At 70.8% G+C, this 23,180-nt stretch carries 22 protein-coding genes; 7 read left to right on the plus strand and 15 right to left on the minus strand.

Annotation, left to right across the window (positions count from 1 at the left end; genetic code table 11):
- Positions 1 to 37: 37 nt before the first annotated feature.
- The 3 genes from ACWHMB_RS13820 to ACWHMB_RS13830 are packed head-to-tail and all read left to right on the plus strand — an operon-like array spanning position 38 to position 3,225.
- Positions 38 to 1,120 carry a branched-chain amino acid ABC transporter permease gene (locus ACWHMB_RS13820; RefSeq protein ID WP_377479078.1) on the plus strand — a complete coding sequence of 361 codons (1,083 nt, stop codon included), beginning with the start codon at positions 38 to 40 and terminating at the stop codon, positions 1,118 to 1,120.
- Positions 1,121 to 1,159: 39 nt separating this feature from the next.
- Entirely contained in the window at positions 1,160 to 2,302 is a 1,143-nt protein-coding gene (locus ACWHMB_RS13825) for an ABC transporter substrate-binding protein (protein ID WP_377479081.1), read from the plus strand.
- 38 nt (positions 2,303 to 2,340) lie between these two features.
- Entirely contained in the window at positions 2,341 to 3,225 is an 885-nt protein-coding gene (locus ACWHMB_RS13830) for an alpha/beta fold hydrolase (RefSeq protein ID WP_377479084.1), read from the plus strand.
- Here ACWHMB_RS13830 and ACWHMB_RS13835 read toward each other — a convergent pair whose 3' ends face one another.
- A complete protein-coding gene (locus tag ACWHMB_RS13835; RefSeq protein ID WP_377479087.1) occupies positions 3,226 to 3,984 on the minus strand; it encodes an IclR family transcriptional regulator in 759 nt (252 codons plus the stop codon).
- A gap of 142 nt (positions 3,985 to 4,126) precedes the next feature.
- Here ACWHMB_RS13835 and ACWHMB_RS13840 point away from each other — a divergent pair, with 142 nt between their 5' ends.
- Positions 4,127 to 5,254, plus strand: coding sequence for a homogentisate 1,2-dioxygenase (locus tag ACWHMB_RS13840; RefSeq protein ID WP_377479090.1), 1,128 nt, complete (start codon positions 4,127 to 4,129; stop codon positions 5,252 to 5,254).
- Positions 5,255 to 5,623: 369 nt separating this feature from the next.
- On the opposite strand, the gene hemH is transcribed toward ACWHMB_RS13840, so the two are convergent.
- Positions 5,624 to 6,655, minus strand: a complete 1,032-nt coding sequence (gene hemH, locus ACWHMB_RS13845; RefSeq protein WP_377479093.1) for a ferrochelatase — start codon at positions 6,653 to 6,655, stop codon at positions 5,624 to 5,626.
- Here hemH and ACWHMB_RS13850 point away from each other — a divergent pair.
- Entirely contained in the window at positions 6,654 to 7,376 is a 723-nt protein-coding gene (locus tag ACWHMB_RS13850; protein WP_377479096.1) for an HAD family hydrolase, read from the plus strand. The genes hemH and ACWHMB_RS13850 overlap by 2 nt on opposite strands.
- A 124-nt stretch (positions 7,377 to 7,500) precedes the next feature.
- On the opposite strand, the gene ACWHMB_RS13855 is transcribed toward ACWHMB_RS13850, so the two are convergent.
- From ACWHMB_RS13855 to ACWHMB_RS13890, 8 genes are all read right to left on the minus strand, one after another.
- Entirely contained in the window at positions 7,501 to 8,286 is a 786-nt protein-coding gene (locus ACWHMB_RS13855) for an SDR family oxidoreductase (RefSeq protein WP_293222204.1), read from the minus strand.
- Between the two features lie 28 nt (positions 8,287 to 8,314).
- Complete coding sequence (locus tag ACWHMB_RS13860; RefSeq protein ID WP_377479099.1) at positions 8,315 to 9,253, minus strand: DMT family transporter; 939 nt, start codon at positions 9,251 to 9,253, stop codon at positions 8,315 to 8,317.
- Positions 9,254 to 9,288: 35 nt separating this feature from the next.
- On the minus strand, positions 9,289 to 9,855 hold the full coding sequence (locus tag ACWHMB_RS13865) for an NADPH-dependent FMN reductase (RefSeq protein ID WP_293222200.1): 567 nt from the start codon (positions 9,853 to 9,855) through the stop codon (positions 9,289 to 9,291).
- 159 nt (positions 9,856 to 10,014) lie between these two features.
- Positions 10,015 to 11,361 carry a DUF3422 family protein gene (locus ACWHMB_RS13870; RefSeq protein ID WP_293222198.1) on the minus strand — a complete coding sequence of 449 codons (1,347 nt, stop codon included), beginning with the start codon at positions 11,359 to 11,361 and terminating at the stop codon, positions 10,015 to 10,017.
- A 95-nt stretch (positions 11,362 to 11,456) separates the two neighbouring features.
- A complete protein-coding gene (locus ACWHMB_RS13875) occupies positions 11,457 to 12,968 on the minus strand; it encodes a tripartite tricarboxylate transporter permease (protein WP_293222196.1) in 1,512 nt (503 codons plus the stop codon).
- Positions 12,969 to 12,987: 19 nt separating this feature from the next.
- On the minus strand, positions 12,988 to 13,476 hold the full coding sequence (locus ACWHMB_RS13880) for a tripartite tricarboxylate transporter TctB family protein (protein WP_293222194.1): 489 nt from the start codon (positions 13,474 to 13,476) through the stop codon (positions 12,988 to 12,990).
- 151 nt (positions 13,477 to 13,627) lie between these two features.
- Positions 13,628 to 15,427, minus strand: a complete 1,800-nt coding sequence (locus ACWHMB_RS13885) for a GspE/PulE family protein (RefSeq protein ID WP_293222192.1) — start codon at positions 15,425 to 15,427, stop codon at positions 13,628 to 13,630.
- Positions 15,428 to 15,506: 79 nt separating this feature from the next.
- Complete coding sequence (locus tag ACWHMB_RS13890; protein WP_293222190.1) at positions 15,507 to 16,262, minus strand: spermidine synthase; 756 nt, start codon at positions 16,260 to 16,262, stop codon at positions 15,507 to 15,509.
- 164 nt (positions 16,263 to 16,426) lie between these two features.
- Here ACWHMB_RS13890 and ACWHMB_RS13895 point away from each other — a divergent pair, with 164 nt between their 5' ends.
- Together ACWHMB_RS13895 and ACWHMB_RS13900 are read left to right on the plus strand one after the other, a co-directional pair.
- Positions 16,427 to 17,137, plus strand: a complete 711-nt coding sequence (locus ACWHMB_RS13895) for a dienelactone hydrolase family protein (RefSeq protein ID WP_447648565.1) — start codon at positions 16,427 to 16,429, stop codon at positions 17,135 to 17,137.
- 68 nt (positions 17,138 to 17,205) lie between these two features.
- On the plus strand, positions 17,206 to 18,213 hold the full coding sequence (locus ACWHMB_RS13900) for an oxygenase MpaB family protein (protein WP_447648566.1): 1,008 nt from the start codon (positions 17,206 to 17,208) through the stop codon (positions 18,211 to 18,213).
- Positions 18,214 to 18,320: 107 nt separating this feature from the next.
- Here the strand turns inward: ACWHMB_RS13900 and glmM are convergent, their stop codons facing one another.
- The 5 genes from glmM to yaaA all read right to left on the minus strand — a co-directional run bounded on the left by glmM (position 18,321) and on the right by yaaA (position 23,129).
- Positions 18,321 to 19,664 (minus strand): phosphoglucosamine mutase, encoded by a 1,344-nt coding sequence (glmM, locus tag ACWHMB_RS13905; protein ID WP_293222184.1) that lies wholly within the window; start codon positions 19,662 to 19,664, stop codon positions 18,321 to 18,323.
- Positions 19,665 to 19,745: 81 nt separating this feature from the next.
- A complete protein-coding gene (gene queF / locus ACWHMB_RS13910) occupies positions 19,746 to 20,606 on the minus strand; it encodes an NADPH-dependent 7-cyano-7-deazaguanine reductase QueF (RefSeq protein WP_447648567.1) in 861 nt (286 codons plus the stop codon).
- Positions 20,603 to 21,502, minus strand: coding sequence for an alpha/beta fold hydrolase (locus tag ACWHMB_RS13915; RefSeq protein WP_377479109.1), 900 nt, complete (start codon positions 21,500 to 21,502; stop codon positions 20,603 to 20,605). The genes queF and ACWHMB_RS13915 overlap by 4 nt, the downstream gene beginning before the upstream one ends.
- The gene (locus ACWHMB_RS13920) at positions 21,502 to 22,350 is read right to left on the minus strand and encodes a 2OG-Fe(II) oxygenase (protein ID WP_377479112.1); all 849 of its coding nucleotides are present in this window, start codon (positions 22,348 to 22,350) and stop codon (positions 21,502 to 21,504) included. The genes ACWHMB_RS13915 and ACWHMB_RS13920 overlap by 1 nt, the downstream gene beginning before the upstream one ends.
- Positions 22,347 to 23,129: a peroxide stress protein YaaA gene (gene yaaA, locus ACWHMB_RS13925; RefSeq protein ID WP_377479115.1), complete on the minus strand. Its 783-nt coding sequence runs from the start codon at positions 23,127 to 23,129 to the stop codon at positions 22,347 to 22,349. The genes ACWHMB_RS13920 and yaaA overlap by 4 nt, the downstream gene beginning before the upstream one ends.
- Between the last annotated feature and the right edge of the window lie 51 nt (positions 23,130 to 23,180).

Genomic DNA, 23,180 nt, shown 5'->3' on the forward strand with positions numbered 1-23,180 from the left:
TTTCAAAAGGGCCAAGACCGCTTTTAATTCATAAACCATGCTCAGCCGCCTTCTCTCCCATGACCTGCCGCGCAGCAAGCTGCTGGCGGCGATCCTGATCGTCATCGTGCTGGGCCTGGCCTTTGCGCCCTTTCTGTTTCCGGGCGTCAAGGCGCTCAACGTGGCGGCCAAGGTGCTGATCTTCATCGTGCTGGTGGCAGCGTTCGACCTGCTGCTGGGCTACACCGGCATCGTCAGCTTCGCGCACACCATGTTCTTCGGCATCGGCGCCTACGGCATCGCCGTGGCCTGCACGCACCTGGGTCCGACCTGGACGGCGCTGGTGGTAGGGGTGGTCGTCGCCCTGCTTTTGTCGCTGGTGCTGGCGCTGGTGATCGGCCTGTTCTCGCTGCGCGTGCGCGCCATCTTTTTCGCCATGATCACGCTGGCCGTGGCCGCCGCCTTCCAGACCCTGGCCTCGCAGCTGTCGGTCATCACCGGCGGCGAGGATGGCCTGAGCTTCAAGCTGCCCGAGTGGCTGTCGCCCAGCTTCGAGCCGTTCGAAAGCGAGTTTCTGGGCGTGCTGATCGACGGCAAGATCATCAGCTACTACCTGCTGTTCGTCGTCTGCGCGCTGCTGGTGCTGGCGCTGCTGCGCATCGTCAACTCGCCCTTCGGGCGCGTGCTGCAGGCCATCCGCGAAAACGAGTTCCGCGCCGAGGCCATCGGCTATCGGGTGGTGGTGTACCGCACGCTGTCGTCCGTGCTGTCGGCGCTGTTCGCCACCCTGGCGGGCTGCATGCTGGCGATCTGGCTGCGCTACAACGGGCCGGACACCTCGCTCAGCTTCGAGATCATGATCGACGTGCTGCTGATCGTCGTCATCGGCGGCATGGGCACCATCTACGGCGCGCTGATCGGCTCGGTGCTGTTCATGATCGCGCAAAGCTATCTGCAGGACCTGCTGCGCCTGGCGGGCGAGGCCACGTCCGCCGTGCCGCTGCTGCCCGCCCTGTTCTCGCCCGACCGCTGGCTGCTGTGGCTGGGCCTGCTGTTCGTGCTCTCGGTGTACTACTTTCCGACCGGCGTGGTGGGCAAGCTGCGGGCGCGCATCACCCACGGCGCCCAGCCCCGATCCTGATTTCGTCACCCATCGACAACAACCCATGAGGAGACAGACATGATGAAGTCGCTGAAGCCATGGAGCCTGGCCGCCCTGGCGGCCGGCGCGCTCACGGCCTGGGGCCCGTCGGCCGGGGCCGCCGAGGTGGTGATCGGCCAGGTCGCGCCGCTGACGGGCGTGCTGGGCACCACCGGCCAGCAGATGGTGCTGGGCGGCAAGATCTACTTCGACTGGGTCAATTCCCAGGGCGGCGTGAACGGCGCCACCATCCGCCAGGAGGTGGTGGACGACGGCTACAAGGTGCCCGACACCGTGCGCCTGACGCGCGCGCTGCTGGCCAAGCCCGAGGTGGTGGCACTGTTCGGCTTCGCGGGCACGGCCAACATCACGCAGCTGCTGGCCGACGGCGTGCTGGAACAGGGCGGCGCCGCGCTGGTGGCGCCCTACACCGGCGGCGAGCCGCTGCGCAGCCCGTTCAACCCCTGGATCTTCCACCTGCGCGCCAGCTACGGCGACGAGGCCGAGCACATGGTGCAGCAGCTGACCACGCTGAACATGAGCCGCATCGCCGTGGTGTACCAGGACGACGGCTTCGGCAAGGCCGGCCTGGCGGGCGTCGAGGCCGCGCTGGCCAAGCGCAATCTCAAGCTGGTGACCTCGGCCGGCTACGAACGCAACACCGACAAGGTCGAGGACGCCGCCAAGGCCATCCGGGCCGCCGACGCGCAGGCCGTCATCATGATCGCCATCAACAAGGCGGCGGGGGCCTTCGTCAAGCGCTACCGCGAGCTGGGCGGCGGCGCGCAGCTGATGAGCATCTCGGTGGTCGACCCGGCGGAGATCGTCAAGATCGCCGGCCTCAAGAACGCGCACGGCGTGGGCATCAGCCAGGTGGTGCCCTACCCCTACCAGCCACGGCTGCCGGTGGTGCGCGAGTTCCAGCAGCTGCTCGAAAAATACGCGCCCGAGGCCGAGGTCAACTACACCAACTTCGAGGAATTCCTGGGTGCCAAGGTGCTGGTCGAGGGCCTGCGCCGCGCCGGCCCCGAGCCCACGCGCGCCAAGCTCATCAAGGCGCTCGAGTCGCTGCGCAACTTCGACCTGGGCGGCATCACCGTCAGCTACTCGCCCACCAACCGCGTTGGTTCGCGCTACGTCGAGGTCACCGTGATCGACGGCGAAGGCCGGCTGCGGAAATAGCCCGCCGTCCGCGCCCCACTCCAAGCCCCGCACCCACCATGTCACCCGCATCGCGCTACGCCAGCTGCGCCGGCCATGAAATCCATTACCTGGACTGGGGCGCGCCCGACGCCCCGGTGGTGATCGCCTGGCACGGCCTGGCGCGCACCGGCCGCGACATGGACGAGCTGGCGGCCCACCTGGCCGCCCGCGGCTGGCGCGTGATCTGCCCCGACACCCTGGGCCGCGGCCTGAGCCAGTGGGCACGCCAGCCCGAGTACGAATACTGCCTGGCCTTCTACGCCCGGCTGGCGCGCGAGCTGCTGGTGCAGCTGTGCATCGAGCGCTGCCACTGGGTCGGCACCTCGATGGGCGGCGCCATCGGCACCGTGGCGGCCTCGGGCTTTTTCGAGCCCGAGCTGAAGGCACGCATCCAGAGCCTGGTGCTCAACGACAACGCGCCGCAGCTGGCGGCCGCCGCCATCGAGCGCATCAAGCAATACGCCGGCAGCCCGCCCGCCTTCGCCCGCGTCACCGAGCTGGAGGCGTTTTTTCGCGCCGCCTACCAGCCCTTCGGCCTGCTCACCGACGCACAGTGGCGACGCCTGACCGAAAGCAGCACGCGCCGCCTGCCCGACGGGCGCGTGACGCCGCACTACGACCCGGCCATCGTCGGCCAGTTCACGCACCACCCCGACGACTACCTGATCTGGCACCACTACGACGCGCTGCAGATTCCGGTGCTGCTGCTGCGCGGCGCGCAGTCCGACCTGGTGCTGCGCGAGACGGCCGAGCGGATGCGCACCCGCGGCCCCGGCGCGCGCGGCGCCCTGCAGTGCATCGAGGTGCCCGACTGCGGCCACGCGCCGGCGCTCAACGTGGCGTCGCAGCTGGACGCGGTCACGGCCTTCATCGAGGCCGCCGCGGCCGTCACGGCACCCTGACTACGGCCCCTGCCAGCCCAGCGCCGCCGAAATGCGCTGGCAGGCCGCGCGCAGCGCCTGCGCGGCTTCGCCGTCGGCATCGGCCGGCAGCGAGGCGGCCGGGCCCACCAGGGTCAGGGCCAGCAGCAGCTGGCCCTGGGCGTCGAACACCGGCACGCCCAGCGCGTTGATGCCGGCGGCGTATTCGCCCTCGACCACCGCCACGCCGCGCCAGCGGATCTGCTCGCGCTGCAGCGCCGGCAGCGCACCGGCGTGCGCGTCGGACCAGGCGGCAAAGACGCGCCCGGTGGCCGAGGTCTGAAGGTCGAACAGAGCGCCCTCGACCACGCCCACCGACACCCCCTGCCCCGGCTGGCACACGCGCACCGCCGTCACGCCGGCCTCGCCCTGCACCGCCACCAGGCAGGTGGCGCCCAGCGCCTGCGCCAGGCTGCGCGCCTCGGCTGTGGCCAGCGCGATCCAGTCCTGGCGCGCCAGCCAGGCCAGGGCCAGGTTGCGCACCGCCGGGCCGATCTCGTAGGCGCCGCTGCCCGCGTCCTGCTGCACCCAGCCCGCGCGCCCCAGGCTGACCAGGTAGCGGTAGGCCTTGGCCCGGTGCATGCCGGCCAGCCGCGCCAGCTCGGACAGCCCGCAAGCCTTGGGCTGGCGCGCCAGCACGTCGAACAGGGCCAGGCCCAGCTCGAGCGACTGGATGCCCACCGGCGCGGCGGCGCCCGGCTCGATGGGGGTGCTGGTTGGCGGCTCTGCGGGCTGGTTCATGGCTTTTTGGCGGCCGGGCGCCCGCATACACCTGCTGCCAGGCGGGCGACCGGTTGACGTGCGAACGAGTATGCCTTAAATTCCGTCTGTTTCTTATTTAATAACGTTGTTATTTCTATCGTAACCAAATCGGAGACCCAGCGTGAAGAACTTCATCAGCTTTCCCCTCGCCGAAGGCGTGCACAGCCGCCAGGCCCACTGCGACATTCCCGCCGGCCTGTACGAGCGCGAGCACGGGCGCAACGGCTTTTTCGGCCCGGCCAGCCACATCCTGCACACGCACAAGCCGACCGGCTGGACGAAGTGGGAAGGCCCGCTGGAGCTGACCCTGCTGGACCTGAACAAGCTGGAGGACAGCGCCCCCTGCCCCTGGAAGGCGCGCCGCTTCATGCACAACGCGCAGACGCAGGTGCATTTCTGGAAGTTCGGCGTCTCCATGCCCGAGCTGGCGCGCAACGGCGACGGCGACATGATCCTGTTCTTCCACAAGGGCGAGGGCGACTTCTATTGCGACTACGGCCACATGAGCTACCGCGAGGGCGACTACATCAACATTCCGCGCGGCACCAGCTGGCGGCTGGAAACCCAGGTGCGTAACGAGGTGCTCACCATCGAGGCGACCGAAGACCTGTTCGTGCTGCCCGAGCGCGGCATCCTGGGCCATCACGCGCAGTTCGACCTGGCGGTGCTGGACACGCCCAAGATCGACGAGGCCTTCAAGGCCCAGTACAGCGAGCAGGAAAGCCGCGTGCGCGCCAAGCGCCGCGGCCAGGTGACCACCGTCACCTTCCCCTACAACTTTCTCGACGCCGCCGGCTGGCACGGCACCTGCGTGCCGGTCAAGCTGAACTGGCGCGACATCCGCGAGCTGCTGTCCGACCGCTACCACCTGCCGCCCACGGTGCACGCCACCTTCCTGTCCAACACCATCATCGTCTGCACCTTCGCGCCGCGTCCGATCGAAAGCGACCCCGGCGCGCTGAAGGTGCCGTTCTTTCACAACAACGACGAGTTCGACGAGTCGATCTTCTACCACCAGGGCAACTTCTTCTCGCGCGACAACATCAAGCCCGGCATGTTCACCCTGCACCCCTCGGGCTTTCACCACGGCCCGCACCCCAAGGCTTTCGCGGCGGCGGCGGCCAACAACCAGGGCGAGCGCAAGTACACCGACGAGGTGGCGGTGATGATCGACTCGCGCTACCCGCTGGAGCTGGACGACGTGGGCGCCGTCAAGGTGCCGGGCTACCTGGATTCCTGGAAGGAGTGAGCCGGTTTCACGTTCGACAAGATGAAACATGCCGGCCGCGGGGCGGGATCCCGCCGTCGGGGCGCCCGGCTCCGTTCATGTCCCCCACCGGCCTGCGGCCGGCTCCGCCTTGACTTCACTGCGCCGGGCACCCCGACGACCTGATCCGAGGCGTCGCTGACTGAACGTGCCACCGGGTGTGTGACCGCCGCTTCCCGCCAAGGGGCTTGGGTGGGCAGCGCAGCGAGGTCAAGGAGGAGATGGCCGTCGCAGACGGACAGCGGGGGACAGGAGCGGAGCTGCCCACCCATGGCCCTTGGCGCGCGTCACCACTCGCCCGGCGTTCTCAACGCATGGATGGCCGCTCGGCACGAGTCGGCGCGCGGTCGCTCAGCGCCCCACCGGCCAGCCCTGCAAGTGCGTCTGCACCAGGCTGGCCAGCGCCGCCAGCCAGGCCGGGTGATTGTTCAGGCAGGGCAGGTAGCGCAGCTCGCCGCCGCCCGCAGCCTGGAAGGCGGCGCGCCCCTCGATGGCGATCTCCTCCAGCGTCTCCAGGCAGTCGGCGACAAAGCCGGGGCAGACCACGTCCACGCGTTTCAGGCCCGCGCGGCCCCAGCCCTCCAGCGTGGCCTGCGTAGCCGGCCCCACCCACTTCGCGCGGCCAAAGCGCGACTGAAACGCGATGGCCCAGTCGCCTTCGCGCAGCGCCAGCCGCTGGGCCAGGCGGCGCGCCGTTTCCAGGCATTCGCCGTGATACGGGTCGCCCGCATCCACCACGCGCTGCGGCACGCCGTGAAAGCTCATCAGCAGCCGATCGGGCCGGCCATCGGCCATCCAGTGCTCGTGCACGCGCCTGGCCAGGGCGTCGATGTAGCCCGCGTCGTCGTGAAAGCGGTTGACGAAGCGCAGCTCGGGCACGTGGCGCACCGAGCGTGACCAGGCCGCCACGGCGTCGATCACGCTGGCCGTGGTGGTGCCCGAATACTGCGGGTACAGCGGCAGCACCAGCACGCGCGTGCAGCCCTCGGCCTTCAGCGCGTCCAGCTCGGCGGCCACCGAGGGCTGGCCATAGCGCATCGCCAGCCGCACGCTCACATCCACCCCGCGCTCGCCCAGCCAGCCGCGCAGCAGCACGGCCTGCTTGCGGCTGTACACCAGCAGCGGCGAGCCCTCGGGCAGCCAGATGCTCTGGTACTTCTTGGCCGACGCCGCCGGGCGCCGGCGCAGGATCAGGCCGTGCAGCAGCGGCTGCCACAGCGCGGGCGGAATCTCCACCACGCGCGGATCGCTCAAGAACTCCGCCAGATAGCGGCGCACGGCCGGCGGCGTGGCCGCGTCGGGCGTGCCCAGGTTGCACAGCAGCACGCCCGTGCGGCCGCTCGCTTGGCGCGCCGCCTCGGGCTCGGGTCGGAAAAAAGGCATGCGCTATTCTCGCCGCATGATCGACGCCCGCCGCATCCGCGCCATCACGCTGGACCTGGACGACACGCTGTGGCCGGTGTGGCCCACCATCCAGCGCGCCGACCAGGCCCTGCGCGACTGGCTGGCCGCGCGCGCGCCGCGCACCGCCGCGCTGGCGGCCGATGGGATCAGTGCCCCGCAGGCGCGCCGCGCGGTGCTGCAGGCGCGGCCCGAGCTGACGCACGACCTGGGCGCCATCCGCCTGGAGGTCATCCGCCAGCTGCTGCGCGCCGCCGGCGACGACCCGGCGCTGGCCGAGCCCGCCTTCGACGTCTTCTACCGCGAGCGCCAGCGCGTCACCCTGTTCGACGACGCGCTGCCGGCGCTGGATTTTCTGGCCGCGCGCTACCCGCTCATCGCCCTGTCCAACGGCAATGCCGACGTCGGCCAGGTGGGGCTGGCGCGCTACTTTCGCGCCGCCGTGTCGGCCGCCAGCGCCGGCGTGGCCAAGCCCGACGCGCGCATCTTCCACACCGCCGCGCAGGCCGCCGGCGTCGCGACAGGGGCCGTGCTGCACATCGGCGACGACGCCGAGCTGGACGCCGCGGGCGCGCTGGGCGCCGGCATGCAAACGGCCTGGGTCAACCGCGCCGACGCCGCCTGGCCGCCCGGGCACGCCGAAGCGCCGCAGGCCGTGGTGCGCGACCTGGCGGCCTTGTGCCGCCTGCTGTCCAGCACCTGACGCGGGTTCACGGCATCCTCCGATCGAACGATCCGCCTGGATGCCGATCCTCGGATGCTATCGTCATGATAGCTACCAGCGCTTGCCGCACAAGCGCTGCAGCCCCATTTTACTTGAAACGGCGCTAAAAGGTGCCCGGATAGGCCCCGCCGTCGAGCAGGATGTTCTGCCCCGTCAGGTAGCCGGCCTGCTGGCTGCACAGGAAGGCGCACACGGCGCCGAACTCGGCCGGCTGGCCGAAGCGCCGCGCCGGAATGGGCGCGGCCTGGGCGGCGCGCACCTCGTCCGCCGTCTTGCCGCCCTGCTTGACCATGCCCTGCACCAGGCCGGCCAGGCGGTCGGTGTCGAACTTGCCGGGCAGCAGGTTGTTGATGGTGACGCCCTTGGCCGCCACCTGCGGGTTGCGCGCCAGCCCGGCGATGAAGCCCGTCAGGCCCGAGCGCGCGCCGTTGGACAGGCCCAGCACGTCGATCGGCGCCTTCACCGCACTCGACGTGATGTTGACCACGCGCCCGAAGCCGCGCGCCAGCATGCCGTCGATCGTCGCCTTGATCAGCTCGATCGGCGTCAGCATGTTGGCGTCCACCGCCTTGATCCAGGCCGCGCGGTCCCAGTCGCGAAAGTTCCCCATGGGCGGGCCGCCCGCGTTGGTCACCACGATGTCGAAGTCGGCGCGCTGCGCGAACACCGCCGCGCGCCCCTCGGGCGTGGTGATGTCGGCCGCCACCGGCAGCACCTGCACGCCGGCCTCGGCGCGCAGCGCGCTTGCCGCTGCCTGCAGCACGTCGGCGCCGCGCGCCACCATCACCACGTTGACGCCTTCGCGCGCCAGCGCCTCGGCGCAACCGCGCCCCAAGCCCTTGCTGGCGCCGCACACCAGCGCCCACTTGCCGGCAATTCCCAAGTCCATGATTTCCAAGCTCCTTGCGGTTTCAAATTCATCCGGCCGCCGGTCGCGCCTGGCCCGCGCGGCTGAACAGCGCAATCCCGGCCACCACCAGCACCGTGCCCGCCGCCAGCCCCGGCGTGAAGGGTTCGCCCAGCAGCGCCACGCTCATGGCGATGGTCGACAACGGCCCGATCATGCCCACCTGCGCCGCCAGGCTGGCGCCGATGCGCTCCACCCCCAGCATCACCAGCAGCACCGGCGCGGCGGTGCACAGGGTGGCGTTGAGCAGCGACAGCCACAGCACCGGCTCGGCCACGCGCGCCGCACTCAGCGGGTTGACCAGCGCGAAGTGCCCGATGCAGCACAGGCTGGCCACGGTGGAGGCCAGGCCCACCAGCCGCAGCGCGCCGATGCGCCGCACGACCTCGCCGCTGAAAAACAGGTACAGCGCATACGCCGCCGCCGAGCCCAGCACCCACAGCGCGCCCCGGGCCGTGGCGCCGCCGGGCGCCGCGTGCGCCTCGAAGCCGAACACCAGCAGCGCGCCGCCGTAGCTCACCACCGTGGCCAGCACGTGGCCGGGCGTGATGGCGCGCCCGCGCCAGGCCCAGTCGTAGAGCAGCACCAGGGTGGGCGTGAGATACAGGATCAGCCGCTCCAGCCCGGCCGTGATGTAGCGCAGGCCGACAAAGTCCAGCATGCTGGCCAGGTAGTAGCCGCAAAAGCCCAGGCCCAGCACCGCCCAACGCTCGTCGCGGCGCAAGGCCGGGCGCCCGCGCCCGCCCCACCAGGCCATCAGCAAAAAGAAGGGCAGCGCCATCAGCATGCGATACATCAGCAGGGTGATGGCGTCCACCCCGTAGCGATAGGCCAGCTTGACGATGATGGCCTTGCCGCTGAAGCCGATGGCGCCCACGGCCGCGAACGCGATGCCGACTGCTCTGCTGTTGATAGCTGCCGGCGCTGGATGGGCGGGCGCTGCAGGCATTTTTTGCTTGAAACTCTGGCGCGACGCCCGGTGCCTCAGGCGCGCAGGGGGCGCAGCGCCTCGGCCCAGCGCTTGAGCTCGTCGAGCAGGCCGCGCGCCGACGCGTCGATCAACTCGTTGGAGCCGAACTTGCCGGTGTCGTCCAGCAGGCTGGCCACCATGGGCACGGCCACGCCCTCGACGATGGGCATCATCTTGAGCGTGGTGGCGTGCAGGCGCGCCATCTGCACCGCGCGCAGCCCGCCCGAGACGCCGCCGTAGCCGACGAAGCCGCAGGGCTTGTAGTTCCACTCGCGGTACACGTAGTCCAGCGCGTTGGTCAGCACCGGCGTGGGCATGTAGTTGTACTCGGGCATCACGAACACGTAGGCGTCGGCCGCCGCCACGCTGGCGCTCCAGCGCTTGGTGTGCTCGTGCTCGTACTGCTGCATGCGCGGGTGCACCGGCTCGTCGTACAGCGGCAGCTTGAAGTCGGCCAAGTCGACCAGTTCGGCATCGAAGCCGCCGTGCTGGCGCGCGAACTCGTGGAACCAGCGCGCGACGGCGGGCCCGACCCGGCCCGGGCGGGTACTGCAGATGATGACGTGAAGCTTGAGCGACATGAGGGTGAAATCCTGGATGCGAAAAACCGTCGAGGATAGCGGAGCAGCCGCTTTTTTGCCGGCGCCGGGGTGATCGGGCGCGCCGGGTGCCGCCACGTTTTGCTGCGAGAAACTATCGATCCGATAGCTACTCGCGCTTGATGCAAGCCGGCTGCAGCCCTATTTTTCTTGCAAGTTCGGCGGCGGCGGCGCATCGGTGTCGACGATGCGGTGGTGCAGGCGCTGCAGCCCGGCCCACACGATCAGCGCCACCACCGGCACGGCGATGGCCATGCTCGCTTCCACGCCCAGCGGCCAGCCCAGGCCGTGCGCGCCCTTCACCACGTAGCCCACCAGCCCGACCACGTAATAGGTGATGGCCGCCACCGACAGGCCCTCCACCGTGGACTGCAGCTTCAGCTGCAGGCCCTGGCGGCGGTTCATGGCCGCCAGCAGCTCGCGGCTGCTGTGCTGCTGCTCGACCTCCACGCGCGTGCGCAGCAGCTCGGCCACGCGCGCGATGCGCGCCGACAGCGCGGCCTGGCGCCGGTCGGCCGAGCGGCAGGTGGCCATGGCCGGCGCATAGCGCCGATCCATGAAGTCGCGCAGCGACTGCATGCCCTCGATGCGCACCTCGGCCATGTCGGCCAGGCGCTGGCGCACCAGCTCGTCGTAGGCGGCGCTGGCCGAAAAGCGCGTGTGCGTGCCGGCGTACAGGCCCTCCAGCTCGGCGGCCAGGCGGGTCAGGCGGTCCAGCAGCGCCGGCTCGTCGGCGCGCGCGGCGCTGCCGATGGCCTGCGCCAGCGCGGCCAGCTCGGCCTCGCCGCGGTCCAGCCAGCGTGCCACCTGGCGCGCCGCCGGCAGGCCCAGCAGCGCGGCCATGCGGTAGGTCTCGACCTCCAGCACGCGCTGCACCAGGCGGCCCAGGCGCCGTGGCGTGGCGGCGCCGGGGCCCTCCTCGCCGGTCAGCACCAGCACGCGCAGGCAGCCGTCGGCGCGCAGGCGCAGGTCGGTGTGCAGGTCGCTGCCATGGCTGATGACGCGCGAGCCGGTCACGCCCGCCGACTCGCCGAACAGCGCCCGCAGCAGGCCCGTGCCGCCGCCGGCCGGCCGCGGCACGGCCCACAGGTGCACGCCGGTCAGCGCCTGGCCCGGCAAGGCCGCGCGCCAGGCGGCGGGCAGGCACTCGGCCGCCGTCGGCGGCGCGTCCGTGGCCAGCGCCGCCAGCTCCGCCGCCGGCAGCGGGCGCAGGAAGGACCAGGTGACGAACTCGGTGTGCAGTTCCCAGCGCAGGCTGAGCGCGCCGCACTCGGCCTGCACGAAGGCCGCGTCCTCGGCCGGCGCCGCCAGGCCGTGGTCGGCCAGCAGGGCGGCCAGATGGGCGCGGCTGGCGCGGCGGCCCTCGGCATCCACCCACTGCACCCAGTGCGTGACCGCCAGCGGCGCCTGCACGGCCTGCGGCGGGCGCGCGTGCACCTCCTGGTGCAGGGCCAGGCGCAGGGCGGGATTCAGTTCGTCGAAGGGCATGGGAGCGAGCCGAGAAAAAACCGGCATTGTGCGTTGCGCCAAAGAAAACAAAAACGGCGCCCGGATGGGCGCCGTTTTCTGCCTGGAGCGGGACGTCAGTCCTCGACGAAGGCCTCCTCGCGGCCCTTCTTGACCGAGGGCAGCACCATGATGATCAGCAGCAGCACCGCCAGGGCCAGCATGGTGGCCGAGATGGGCCGAGTCACCAGCACGCTCCACTCGCCGCGCGACAGCAGCAGGGCGCGGCGCAGGTTTTCTTCCATCATCGGCCCCAGGATCAGGCCCAGCAGCAAGGGTGCCGGCTCCATCGCCAGCTTGTGGAAGACGTAGCCGAGGATGCCGAACCAGCCCATGATCCAGATGTCCCAGGTGTTGTTGTTGGTGGTGTACACGCCGATGGCGCAAAACAGCACGATGGCCGGGAACAGCCAGCGGTAGGGCACCGTCAGCAGCTTGATCCACAGGCCGATCAGCGGCAGGTTCAGGATCACCAGCATGGCGTTGCCGATCCACATCGAGGCGATCAGGCCCCAGAACAGGTCCGGGTTGCTGGTCATCACCTGCGGGCCGGGCTGGATGTTGTGGATGGTCATGGCGCCCACCATCAGCGCCATCACGGCGTTGGGCGGAATGCCCAGCGTCAGCAGCGGGATGAAGGCGGTCTGCGAGCCGGCGTTGTTGGCCGCCTCGGGCGACGCCACGCCGCGGATGTTGCCCTGGCCGAAGGGCACCTCGCCCGGCTTGAGCTTGGTCTTCTTCTCGATGGTGTAGGCCGCGAAGGCCGACAGCACGGCGCCGCCGCCCGGCAGGATGCCCAGCATGGAGCCCAGCAGCGTGCCGCGCAGGATGGCGGGGGTGATCAGCTTCCAGTCTTCCTTGGTCGGGTACAGGTGCTGCACCTTGACGTCGAACACCTCGCGCTTTTCATCCGCCCGGCCCAGGTTGGCGATGATTTCGCCGTAGCCGAACACGCCCATGGCGATGGCGATGAAGCCGATGCCGTCGGTCAGCTCCGGAATGTCGAAGCTGTAGCGCGCCACGCCCGAGTTGACGTCGGTGCCCACCAGGCCCAGCAGCAGGCCCAGCACGATCATGCCGACGGCCTTGATGATGGAGCCCGAAGCCAGCACCACCGCGGCCAGCAGGCCCAGCACCATCAGCGAGAAGTATTCGGCCGGGCCGAACTTGAAGGCCACCTCGGTCAAGGGCACGGCAAACGCCGCCAGCACCAGCGTGCCGACGCAGCCCGCGAAGAACGAGCCGAGCGCCGCCGAGGCCAGCGCCGGGCCGGCGCGGCCCTTGCGTGCCATCTGGTAGCCGTCGATCACCGTCACCACCGACGAAGTCTCGCCCGGCAGGTTGACCAGGATGGCGGTGGTGGAGCCGCCGTAGGCCGCGCCGTAGTAGATGCCCGCCAGCATGATCAGCGCAGCCACCGGCGGCAGCGCGTAGGTGGTGGGCAGCAGCATGGCGATGGTGGCCACGGGGCCCACGCCCGGCAGCACGCCGATCAACGTGCCGAGGAAACAGCCGATGAAGGCATACAGGAGGTTCTGCATCGTGAAGGCGACGCTGAACCCCAGGGAGAGATGTTCGAAAACTTCCATGATGTCGGGCTCCTGCCGCTCAATCCGAAATGAAGCTCGGCCAGACCTGCATCTGCAGATTCAGACCCCAGATGAAGACCACGTAGCTGCCGGCCGCCAGGATGATGGCCAGGACGATCACCTCCTTCAGCTTGAACTCGGGGCCCGCATAGGCGGCCACCAGGGTCAGCACGATGATGCCGACCATCACGCCCAGTGCCGGGATGCCCAGCGAGGGCACGCCGCCCAGCAGGATGCCGAACAGGAAGTTGGCCAGGATGATGAAGATCAGCGGCTTCCAGGCCCACTTGCCGATCGGGTCACCGTCGATGGTTTCGACCACCAGGGCGCGGAACATGATGATGGCGCCCAGGATGGCCAGCAGGCCGCCCACCAGCAGCGGAAAGTAGCCCGGCCCCATGCGGGCCGAGTCGCCGATGGTGTAGTTGAAGGCCCCGATGGCGAAACCGCCGCCGACGAGCAGGTACAACAGCCCGGCGAAGAAGTCCTTTTGACTCTTGATGCGCACGAGACATCTCCTCAATGAAACAAGACAGGAACTAGACAGCTCGCATTGTCCCCAGCGGATGGGGCGCCGATCATGTGGATACCACCTACCCCGCCTAGGGATTCCCCCAGTGACGGCGTGGCCGCTGCCGGGGTATTGGCGGCCGTGCCGCTTACTGCAGCGGCGGCGTGGCGGCAATGACCTCGGCCAGCGTGGTCAGCCCGTCGGCCGCGCGCAGCGCGCCGGCCAGGCGCAGCGGGCGCATGCCGTCGGCCATGGCCTGCTTGCGCAGCTCCGCCAGGGTGACGCCGCCCTGCACCTGGGCACGAAAGGCGTCGCTCACCGCCAGCAGCTCGTAGATGCCCATGCGGCCGCGATAGCCGGTCATGCGGCATTCGACGCAGCCCACCGCCTGGTAGGGGCGGTAGTTGCCCTTGTTGATCTTCCAGGGCCGCACGGCCTCGGCCAGCAGCGCGGTGCTGGCCTCTTCGTCCACCCGCTTGCACAGCGGGCACAGCGTGCGCACCAGGCGTTGCGCCAGCACGCCCAGCAGCGTGGCGCCCAGCAGGTAAGGCGGCACGCCCAGCTCCATCAGCCGCGTGAAGGCCGAGGGCGCGTCGTTGGTGTGCAGGGTGCTGAACACCAGGTGGCCCGTGAGGGCGGCCTGCACCGCCATCTCGGCGGTCTCCAGGTCGCGGATCTCGCCGATCATGATGATGTCCGGGTCCTGGCGCATCAGCGCGCGCACGCCCTCGGCAAAGCCGAAGTCCAGCTGCGGCTGCACCTGGGTCTGGTTCAGCCGCGAGTCGATGTTCTCGATCGGGTCCTCGATGGTGCTGACGTTGACCTCCTCGGTGGCCACGCGCCGCAAGGTGGAGTACAGCGTGGTGGTCTTGCCCGAGCCGGTCGGTCCGGTCACCAGGATGATGCCGTTGGGCCGCGCCACCAGCTGCTCCCAGCGCTCGGCGTCGTGCGCGGTGAAGCCCAGCGCCGCCAGGTCCTTGACGGCGGTCTCGGGGTCGAAGATGCGCATCACCAGCTTTTCGCCGAAGGCGGTGGGCAGGGTGGACAGGCGCATCTCGATCTCGTCGCCGGCCGGGTTGCGCGTCTTGATGCGCCCGTCCTGCGGGCGGCGGCGCTCGACAACGTCCATGCGCCCCAGCAGCTTGACGCGCGCGGTGATGGCATTCATCACCCCGGGCGGCACCTGGTAGACCGGGTGCAGCACGCCGTCGATGCGAAAGCGGATCACGCCCTGCTCGCGCCGCGGCTCCAGGTGGATGTCGCTGGCGCGCTGGTTGAAGGCGTACTGCCACAGCCAGTCCACCACCTGGATCACGCCCTGGTCGTTGGCGTCCAGCGTGCGGCCGGTCTTGCCCAGCTCGACCAGCTGCTCGAAGCTGGCGCCGCCGGCCGCGCCGCCGCTCTTCTGCGCCGCGCGCACCGACTTGGCCAGCGCGAAAAACTCGGCCGTGTAGCGGCGGATGTCGGCCGGGCTGGCCACCACGCAGCGCACCGGCCGGCGCGCCTGGCGCTCGACCTCGCTCACCCAGTCGGTGATGAAGGGCTCGCTGGTGGCCACCACCACCTCGGCGGCGCTGGCCTGCACCGGCAGCACCTTGTGGCGCTCGGCGTAGCTGGCGCTCATGGTCTCGGCCACCTTGCCGGCGTCCACCTTCAGCGGGTCGATGCGCAGGTAGTGCAGCCCGGCGCGCCCGGCCAGAAAGCGCGTCAGCTCCTCGATGCCCAGCGCCGCACCGTCGCTGGCGCGCGCCACGCCCACGCCGGCCAGGCGCTCCAGCGCCGGCTGCGCGCTTTCGGCCTGCGAGCAGCGCCGCGCCGTGCGCTCAGCCTCCTCGGGCGTGACGACGCCGTCCTCGCGCAGCCACTGCAGCAGCAGGTGCCAGGGCACCGGCCCGTGGTGGCGCGGGGCCAGGGCTTCGAGCGGTGCGGAGCGGGAGTGCTTTTTCATCGCCGGGCCGTCCCAAGATGAAAGGGCCCCCTCTGGGGGCAGCGCACTGCGCGCAGCGAGGGAGCGTGGGGGTCGTTTTTCATTTTTCGATGGGCTTGAAGACTCGCAGCCATTTGCTGGCGGGCAAGCCCCAGCGCGCCTGCACCGCCTCGGCCTGCGCCTGCAGTGCCGCGCGCTTGGGTCGCGTGGGCGTGCGCTGCGCCAGCACCACGGCATTGCCCTCGCGCGTGGGCTTGAAGGCCCACACCGCGCGCTCGCCAAAGGCCTCGGCAATGCGCGCCAGGCTGCGCTCGAAGCTGGCCGAGCGGCCGAACAGGTTCACCGTCATGGAGCCGTCCTCGGTCAGCAGGCGCCGGCAGTCGGCGTAGAAGGCGGCGCTGTCGAGCACCGGCGCGGCGGCCTCGTCGTCGTACAGATCCACCGCCAGCGCGTCGACCGTGCCCAACCACTCGTCACGCCGGATTTCCGCGGCCGCGTCGGCAATCACCACGCGCAGGCGCTCATCCTCGGCCGGCAGCTTGAACCAGGCGCGGCACACGTCGGCCACGCGCGGGTTCAGCTCGATGGCGGTGCAGGTCATGCGCAGCCGCTTGTGGCAAAACTTGGTGATCGCCCCGGCCCCCAGGCCCAGCTGCATGGCGTGGCGCCCGGCCACCGAGGCGGGCGGCACGAACAGCAGCCAGGCCATCATGCGCTGCACGTACTCCAGCTCGATGTCGAACGGCGCGTCGATGCGCATCGAGCCCTGCACCCATTCGGTGCCCAGATGCAGATGGCGCACGCCGTCGTGCTCCGACAGGTTGACTTCGCTGGGCTGGGACGCGCTGGATTTCACGCGCCAAGCGTATCACCGCGAGCGCCCCTGTCCCGCCGCTGTTGCGCCCGACGGGCGGCAGGCCTACCATGGCACCCCGCCGAGGCGCTGCCCGGCGGCCCTTGCCGGCGGCAAGGCCAGGGGCGGCGCGGGAGCGGATCGCTCGAAGCCTCAGGAGGCACCCCATGATGCTCAGCCCGAAACACGGGTTCGCCGTTGCGCTGGCCGCGGCCGCGTTGGCCGCGCAGGCTCAGGACGCCGCGCCCCCGCAGGAGGTGTTCGCGCCCGCGTCCGGACCGGGACACGTGGTCATCGTGATTTCGGGCCAGACCGGCATGCCCAACTACACCGCCACGGCGCAGCAATTGGCCGACGCGGGCTTTTTCACCGTGCTGGTCGATGGCAACGATTTCTGGATCAAGGACACCCACCGCGCGTGGAACATGCTCAAGGACGTGATCGCGCGCGCCCAGGCCAGCCCGCAGGCGCTGCCGGGCAAGGTGGGTGTGGTCGGCTACTCGCTGGGCGGCGGGGTCGCCATGAGCTACGCCGCCAAGATGCCCCAGGCCGTGGCCATCGTCGTCGCCGGGTATCCGCTGACGTCCTACATCAAGGATCCGGTCGAGTACGTCGGCCGCATCAAGGTCCCGATCCAGATGTTCGCCGGCACCGCCAACACCTACAAGAACTGCTGCCTGATCGAGACCGCGCGCAAGCTGGCCGAGGCCGCCAAGGCCGCCCCCCCTCCCATGCTCACGCTCAAGGAATACGAGGGCGTGGGCCACGGCTTCAACCTGGCCAGCGCACCGCGCAAGGACGTTCCGGCCGCCCAGGACGCGATGAAGCAGACCATCGCGCTGTTCAAGCAGACGCTGACGGCGGACCCGGCGAAATAGCGTCTCGGCGCGCGTGGATGCGGCCCTGCTGCGCCCAGCCGCCGCCGGCAGGGGTACAGTGCCTCGGCATGGACAAGCGCGACGAACCGACGCTGGATGGTTCCGCCCCCCGCGGCGCGGAGCCGGCGGCGACGCTGCGGCTGCCCGGCCGCAGCCTCCTGCCGCCCGCGCTGCGCCGCCAGCTGCGCCGGCAGGTGCTGTCGGTGCTCAGCCGCAGCGCGCCGGCGCCCGACTACGACGCGCCGCTCGGCGACGCGGGCCTGTTCGGCCCCGCCAGCGTGACCTGGAAGGTGCATGCCGACTTCCCCAGCATGATGGTCGGCGGCCTGGCCGCGCTGATGCTGCAGTCGCTGCACCCGCTGGCGCTGGCCGGGGTGTGGGACCACTCCAACTTTCGCGACGACACCCTGGGGCGGCTGCGCAACACCACCGCCTTCGTCGGCCGCACCACCTATGCGCCGCGCGCCGCCGCCCTGGCCGCCATCGAGCGCGTGCGCGACATCCACCAGCACGTGCGCGGCACCGCCGCCGACGGGCGCGCCTACAGCGCCAACGACCCCCACCTGCTGGCCTGGGTGCATGCCGCCGAGTGCTGGGGCTTTCTGCAGGCCTACCAGGCGCATTGCCGCGTGCGCATCGCGCGTGCCGAGCAGGACCGCTACATCGGCGAGATGGCGCGCATCGCGCAGGCGCTGGGTGCGCCCGAGGCGCCGCGTTCGCTGGCCGAGCTGGAGGCCTTCTTCAGCGCCGCGCGGCCCGAGCTGGTGTTCGACGCGCGCACGCGCGAGGTGCTGCACGTCCTGGGCGCGATGCGCCTGCCGGTGCCGCTGCCGGGCGTCAGCCGCACGCTGTTCTTGGGCGCCGCCGCCGCGCTGCTGCCGCCCTGGGCGCTGGCGCTGATGGAGCGCACCCCCGCGCAGCGCCGGCGCGACCGCATGGCCGCCCGCGCCCTGCGGTGGATCGCCCCCAGCATCCGCGACGCCATGGCCGAAGGCGGCCTGGCTTGGCGTGCCTGCCGCCGCACCGGCACCGATTACGCCAGCCTGTGGCGCTGGGACGAGCCGCCAACGGCTTGAACGCGCCCCGTGACAGCGGCGATGGGTTCAGCTGGACCTTCAAGCCAAATTGGCCGCTGGCGCGCACCAATCAAGCGCGAGCAGCTATCGATTGATGAGCGTCGGCGTCATGCCGCGGCGGCCGCCAGGCGCTCGGCACTGCGGCGCGCCAGCGCGCCATCCTGCGCCTCGACCATCACGCGCAGCAGCGGCTCGGTGCCGCTGGCGCGGATCAGCACGCGGCCGCCCTCGCCCAGCTCGGCCTGCACGGCGGCGGTCTCGGACTTCAGGCGCGCGTTGGCCCGCCAGTCGGCGCCCGGCTGCAGGCGCACGTTGATCAGCTCCTGCGGAAACAGCGGCACGCCGGCCAGCAGCTCGGCCAGGCCGCGGCCCTGCTGCACGCAGGCCTGCAGCACCTGCAGCGCCGAGATCAGGCCGTCGCCCGTGCTGTGCTGGTCCAGCACCAGCAGGTGGCCCGAGCCCTCGCCGCCCAGCAGCCAGCCGCGCCGGTTCAGCTCTTCCAGCACGTAGCGGTCGCCCACCTGGGCGCGCACGAAGTCGAAGCCCTGCCGGCGCAGCGCCTGCTCGACCGCCAGGTTGGTCATCAGCGTGCCGACCACGCCGGCCAGCGGGCCTGCCGGCGCGCCCCCGGCGCGCGCCAGGCGATCGGTGGCCAGCACGTACAGCAGCTCGTCGCCGTTGAACAGGCGACCGCCGGCGTCGACCATCTGCAGCCGGTCGGCGTCGCCGTCCAGCGCGATGCCGTAGTCCGCCCGGTGCTCGGCGACGGCGCGCACCAGCGCCTCGGGGTGGGTGGCGCCCACGCCGTCGTTGATGTTCAGGCCGTCGGGCGCGCAGCCGATGGCGACCACGTCGGCGCCCAGCTCATGAAACACCATCGGCGCGATCTGGTAGGCCGCGCCGTGCGCCGCGTCGACCACGATCTTCAGGCCGTGCAGGCTGAGCGCGTGGCTGAATGTGCTCTTGCAGAACTCGATGTAGCGGCCGGCCACGTCGTCCAGCCGGCGCGCGCGCCCCAGGCCGGCCGAATCGGCCCACTGCGGCGGCTCGGCCAGGGCGGCCTCGACGGCCTGCTCCCAAGCGTCGGGCAGCTTGGCGCCCTGGGCGTCGAAGAACTTGATGCCGTTGTCCGGGTAGGGGTTGTGGCTGGCGCTGATGACCACGCCCAGGCTGGCGCGCTGCGCGCGCGTGAGGTAGGCCACCGCCGGCGTGGGCACCGGGCCCAGCAGCATCACGTCGGCGCCGGCCGAGATCAGGCCGGACTCGAGCGCGCTCTCCAGCATGTAGCCCGAGATGCGCGTGTCCTTGCCGATCAGCACCAGTGGGTTGGCTTGCGCCGCCCGCAGCACACGCCCCACGGCGTGGCCCAGGCGCATGGCGAAGTCGGGGGTGATGGGCTCCTGCCCCACGGTGCCGCGGATGCCGTCGGTGCCGAAGTAGTGGCGTGCCATGGTGTTCTCCCTGCGGGTTCGATGATTTGAAATTCTATTGAAACGATAGCATCCGACGCTTGCCGGTCGCCGGCCAGCGCCTCATTGTCTTGCGGTGCGTATGTTGGGCGGCAGGGCGCCGGGGTGGCTGGTGCGCCAGGGGTTGATGTCCAGGCCGCCGCGACGCGTGTAGCGGGCGTACACCGTCAGCTGCGTCGGCTGGCAGCGTTGCCAGATGTCCATGAACATGCGCTCGACGCAGTGCTCGTGAAAGTCGTTGTGGCGCCGGAAGCTGACGATGTAGCGCAGCAGGCCCGCCTGGTCGATCTGCGGGCCGGCGTAGCGAATCTGCACGCTGCCCCAGTCGGGCTGGCCGGTGACGGGGCAGTTGCTCTTGAGCAGGCGGCTGGTGAGCGTCTCTTCCACCGGCTGTTCATGGAGCGCCGCACTCAGCAGCTCGGGCGCCGGCTCGCTGTGCGTGCACTCCAGGTCCAGCCGGTCCAGGCTGAGGCCGTCCATCTCGTGGATCGGCTCGCGGTCGAAGTCTTCGGGCGCGATCAGGCGCACCGCCACGCGCGCGCGCACCGCCTCGCCCGTCCACACGGCGGCGCTGACGTCGGCCTCGATGCGCGCGCGCACCGCGGCAGCGTCGGCGAACACCGTGCCGCTGAAGCTGTTCAGGTACAGCTTGAAGGATTTGCTCTCGACGATGTGCGTGCTCTCGCAGGGCACCAGGATGTGGGCGATGGCCAGCTGCGGCTTGCCGCGCGCGTTCAGCCAGGACAGCTCGTAGGCGGTCCACCAGTTGGCGCCGAAAAAGCGCGGCTGGCCGACTATGCCGAGGCGCTCGCGCTGCGGCGCGCGGGCGATGGGGTACAGCAGGCCGGCGTCGTACTGGTCGACATAGGCCGCGGCCTTGCCCAGGGCACTGCCCTCGGGGCTTGCGGGTGCGGGGGTGTTCATGCGGCGGGCGAGGAACGGGAATGGCCCTCGAAGTGTGCCAGCAGCAGCGGCAGCAGCCGCGGCACCAGCGCGGCCGGCAGGTCGTGGCCCATGCCGTCGATGACCTGCAGGCGCGCGCCGGCAATGCGCCGCGCCGTGTCCTCGCCGCCGGCCAGCGGCACCAGCGGGTCCTCGCGCCCATGGATGACCAGGGTGGGTGTGGCGATGCGCGCCAGCAGCGCGGCGCGGGTGTCGTCGGCCATGATGGCCAGCAGCTGGCGCAGCACGCCGCGCGGGTGGTAGGCGCGGCCGAGGGCCGCCGCCACGCGCGCGCGCAGCTCGTCCTCGGGCACCACGAAGCCGGGGCCGCCGATGAGCTGGAAGAACTTGACGGAATGCGCCAGCACGGCCTGCCGGTCATCGACATCGGGGCGCCGGAGCATGGCGCGCGCCACCGCGCGCGTGGGGCCGGGCAGGCCGCGCGCGCCGCTGGTGCTCATCACGCTGGTGAGCGACAGCAGGCGCTGGGGCGCGGCAAGGGCCATGCGCTGCGCGATCATGCCGCCCATGCTGACGCCGACCACGTGCGCCTGCGGCACGCCCAGCGCGTCGAGCACGCCCAGCGCATCCTGCGCCATGTCGTCCAGCAGATAGGGCGCGCGCACGCGCAGACCCAAGCGCTGGCACAGCATGGCCCAGACCAGGTTGGGCATGCGCGCATCGCTGAAGATGCGCGACAGGCCGACGTCGCGGTTGTCGTGGCGAATCACGCGGTAGCCGGCCTGCGCCAGCTCGCGCACCAGGGTGTCGGGCCAGGCGATGAGCTGCATGCCCAGGCCCATCACCAGCAGCACGGCCGGGCCGGGGCCGCCGCTGTCCTCGACCTCGATGGGAATGCCGTTGGCCTGCACCTGCATTACTCGAACACCCCTTCGCGCAGCCACTTGGTGGCGATCCATTTCTCGCCCGCCAGCACCGGCGCGCCGCCGTGCAGGGTGCGCGTGCCGGGGTGCGCCCGCGCGTAGCTGAAGAACACCGCGTTGCCGCGCTTGGGCGCCACCTGCAGGCCGACGTCCGGAAAGCTGGTGGCGCCACCGCGCTCGGGCTCGTTCAGGTAGATCACCACCGTGCCCACGCGCTGGCCGCCGCGCTGAAGCAGGGTGGCGGTGCCGGGCTGCTCGGGATCGAAGTAGTCGTAGTGCGGCTTGTATTCGGTGCCGGGCACATAGCGCAGCACCTGCAGGCCTTCGCCGTGCGTCACCGGCCAGCGCACCAGGCGCGCGATGCGCTCTTCGATGCGCGCCACCAGCTCGCCCTCGCCGCGCGTGAAGAACATGCCCTGGCTGGTGCGGTCGGCATTGACCTCCTGGCCGCCGGTCTGCGTGGCCACAGTGAGCGAGCGGCTCATGCGCGGGCGCGCGGCGGCCATCAGGGCCTCGCACTCGTCGTCGGACAGCAGGCCGCCCAGCACCACCACGCGCGGCGCCGCCATCACGCCCAGCACGGCCACCGGGCGGTCGCCGCCGTCCAGGTACAGGGGCGCGCCGCTCAGGTCGGGCTCGGGCACCGGCACGGCGGGCGGCAGCTCGCGCGTCGTGGCCTGCGCGTCGAGCTGCGCGCGCAGCGTGCTTTCCATCGCCTGCAGAGCCACCGCCTCGTCCCAGCCCGAGCTCTTCATCGACTGCAGCACGGACTCGGCGTCGTGGCCGGCCTGCACCTGGGCCAGGATCCACTGGCGCAATTCGGCGGTGATGGCCTGAGTCATGGCTGTTCGGCGTGGCGGCGAAACACCAGCCGGTCGGGCTCGGAGGCGGCGGGCGCGAAGGCGTAGCCCTCGGCATCGAAGGCCTCCAGCCGCCGGGGCGTGGCCGCCCGGTGCTGCGCCGCCCAGCGCGCCATCAGCCCGCGCGCGCGCTTGGCAAAGAAGCTGATCACCTTGTACTGCGCGCCCTTGCGCTCCTCGAACACGCACTCCACCACGCGCGCCCGCAGCACCTTGCGGTCGACGGACTTGAAGTACTCCTGCGAAGCCAGGTTGACGACGATGGGCGAGGGCTTGTCGGCCAGCCGCCGGTTCAGGTATTCGGCAATGCGCGGGCCCCAGAACTGGTAGAGGTTGCCGCCGCGCCCGGTCACCAGGCGCGTGCCCATCTCCAGCCGGTAGGGCTGGATGCGGTCCAGCGGGCGCAGCACACCGTACAGGCCACTCAGGATGCACACGTGCTCCTGCAGCCAGCCCAGCTCGGCCGGCTTGAGGCTGCGCGCCTGCAGGCCCCCGTACACGTCGCCATTGAAGGCCAGCGCCGCGGGGCGCGAGTTGGTCGCCGTGAAGCGCGGACCGAAGGCCGCGTAGCGCGCCACGTTCAGCCCGGCCAGCGCGTCGCTGAGATGCATCAGCTCGGCCACCTGCTGGGGCGACTTCTGGCGCAGCACGGCGATCAGCTCGGCCGCCGGCTGCTTGAACTGCGCCTCGGTGTGCGGCAGCCCGGCGGGCAAGGGGGTTTCATAGTCCAGCGCCTTGGCCGGGGACAAAAGAAAAAGCATGTCGCCGATTTTGTACCAGACGAATGGCCGCGGAGCTGGCCAAGCCAGTGC

The organism is Ottowia pentelensis, assembly GCF_964341695.1.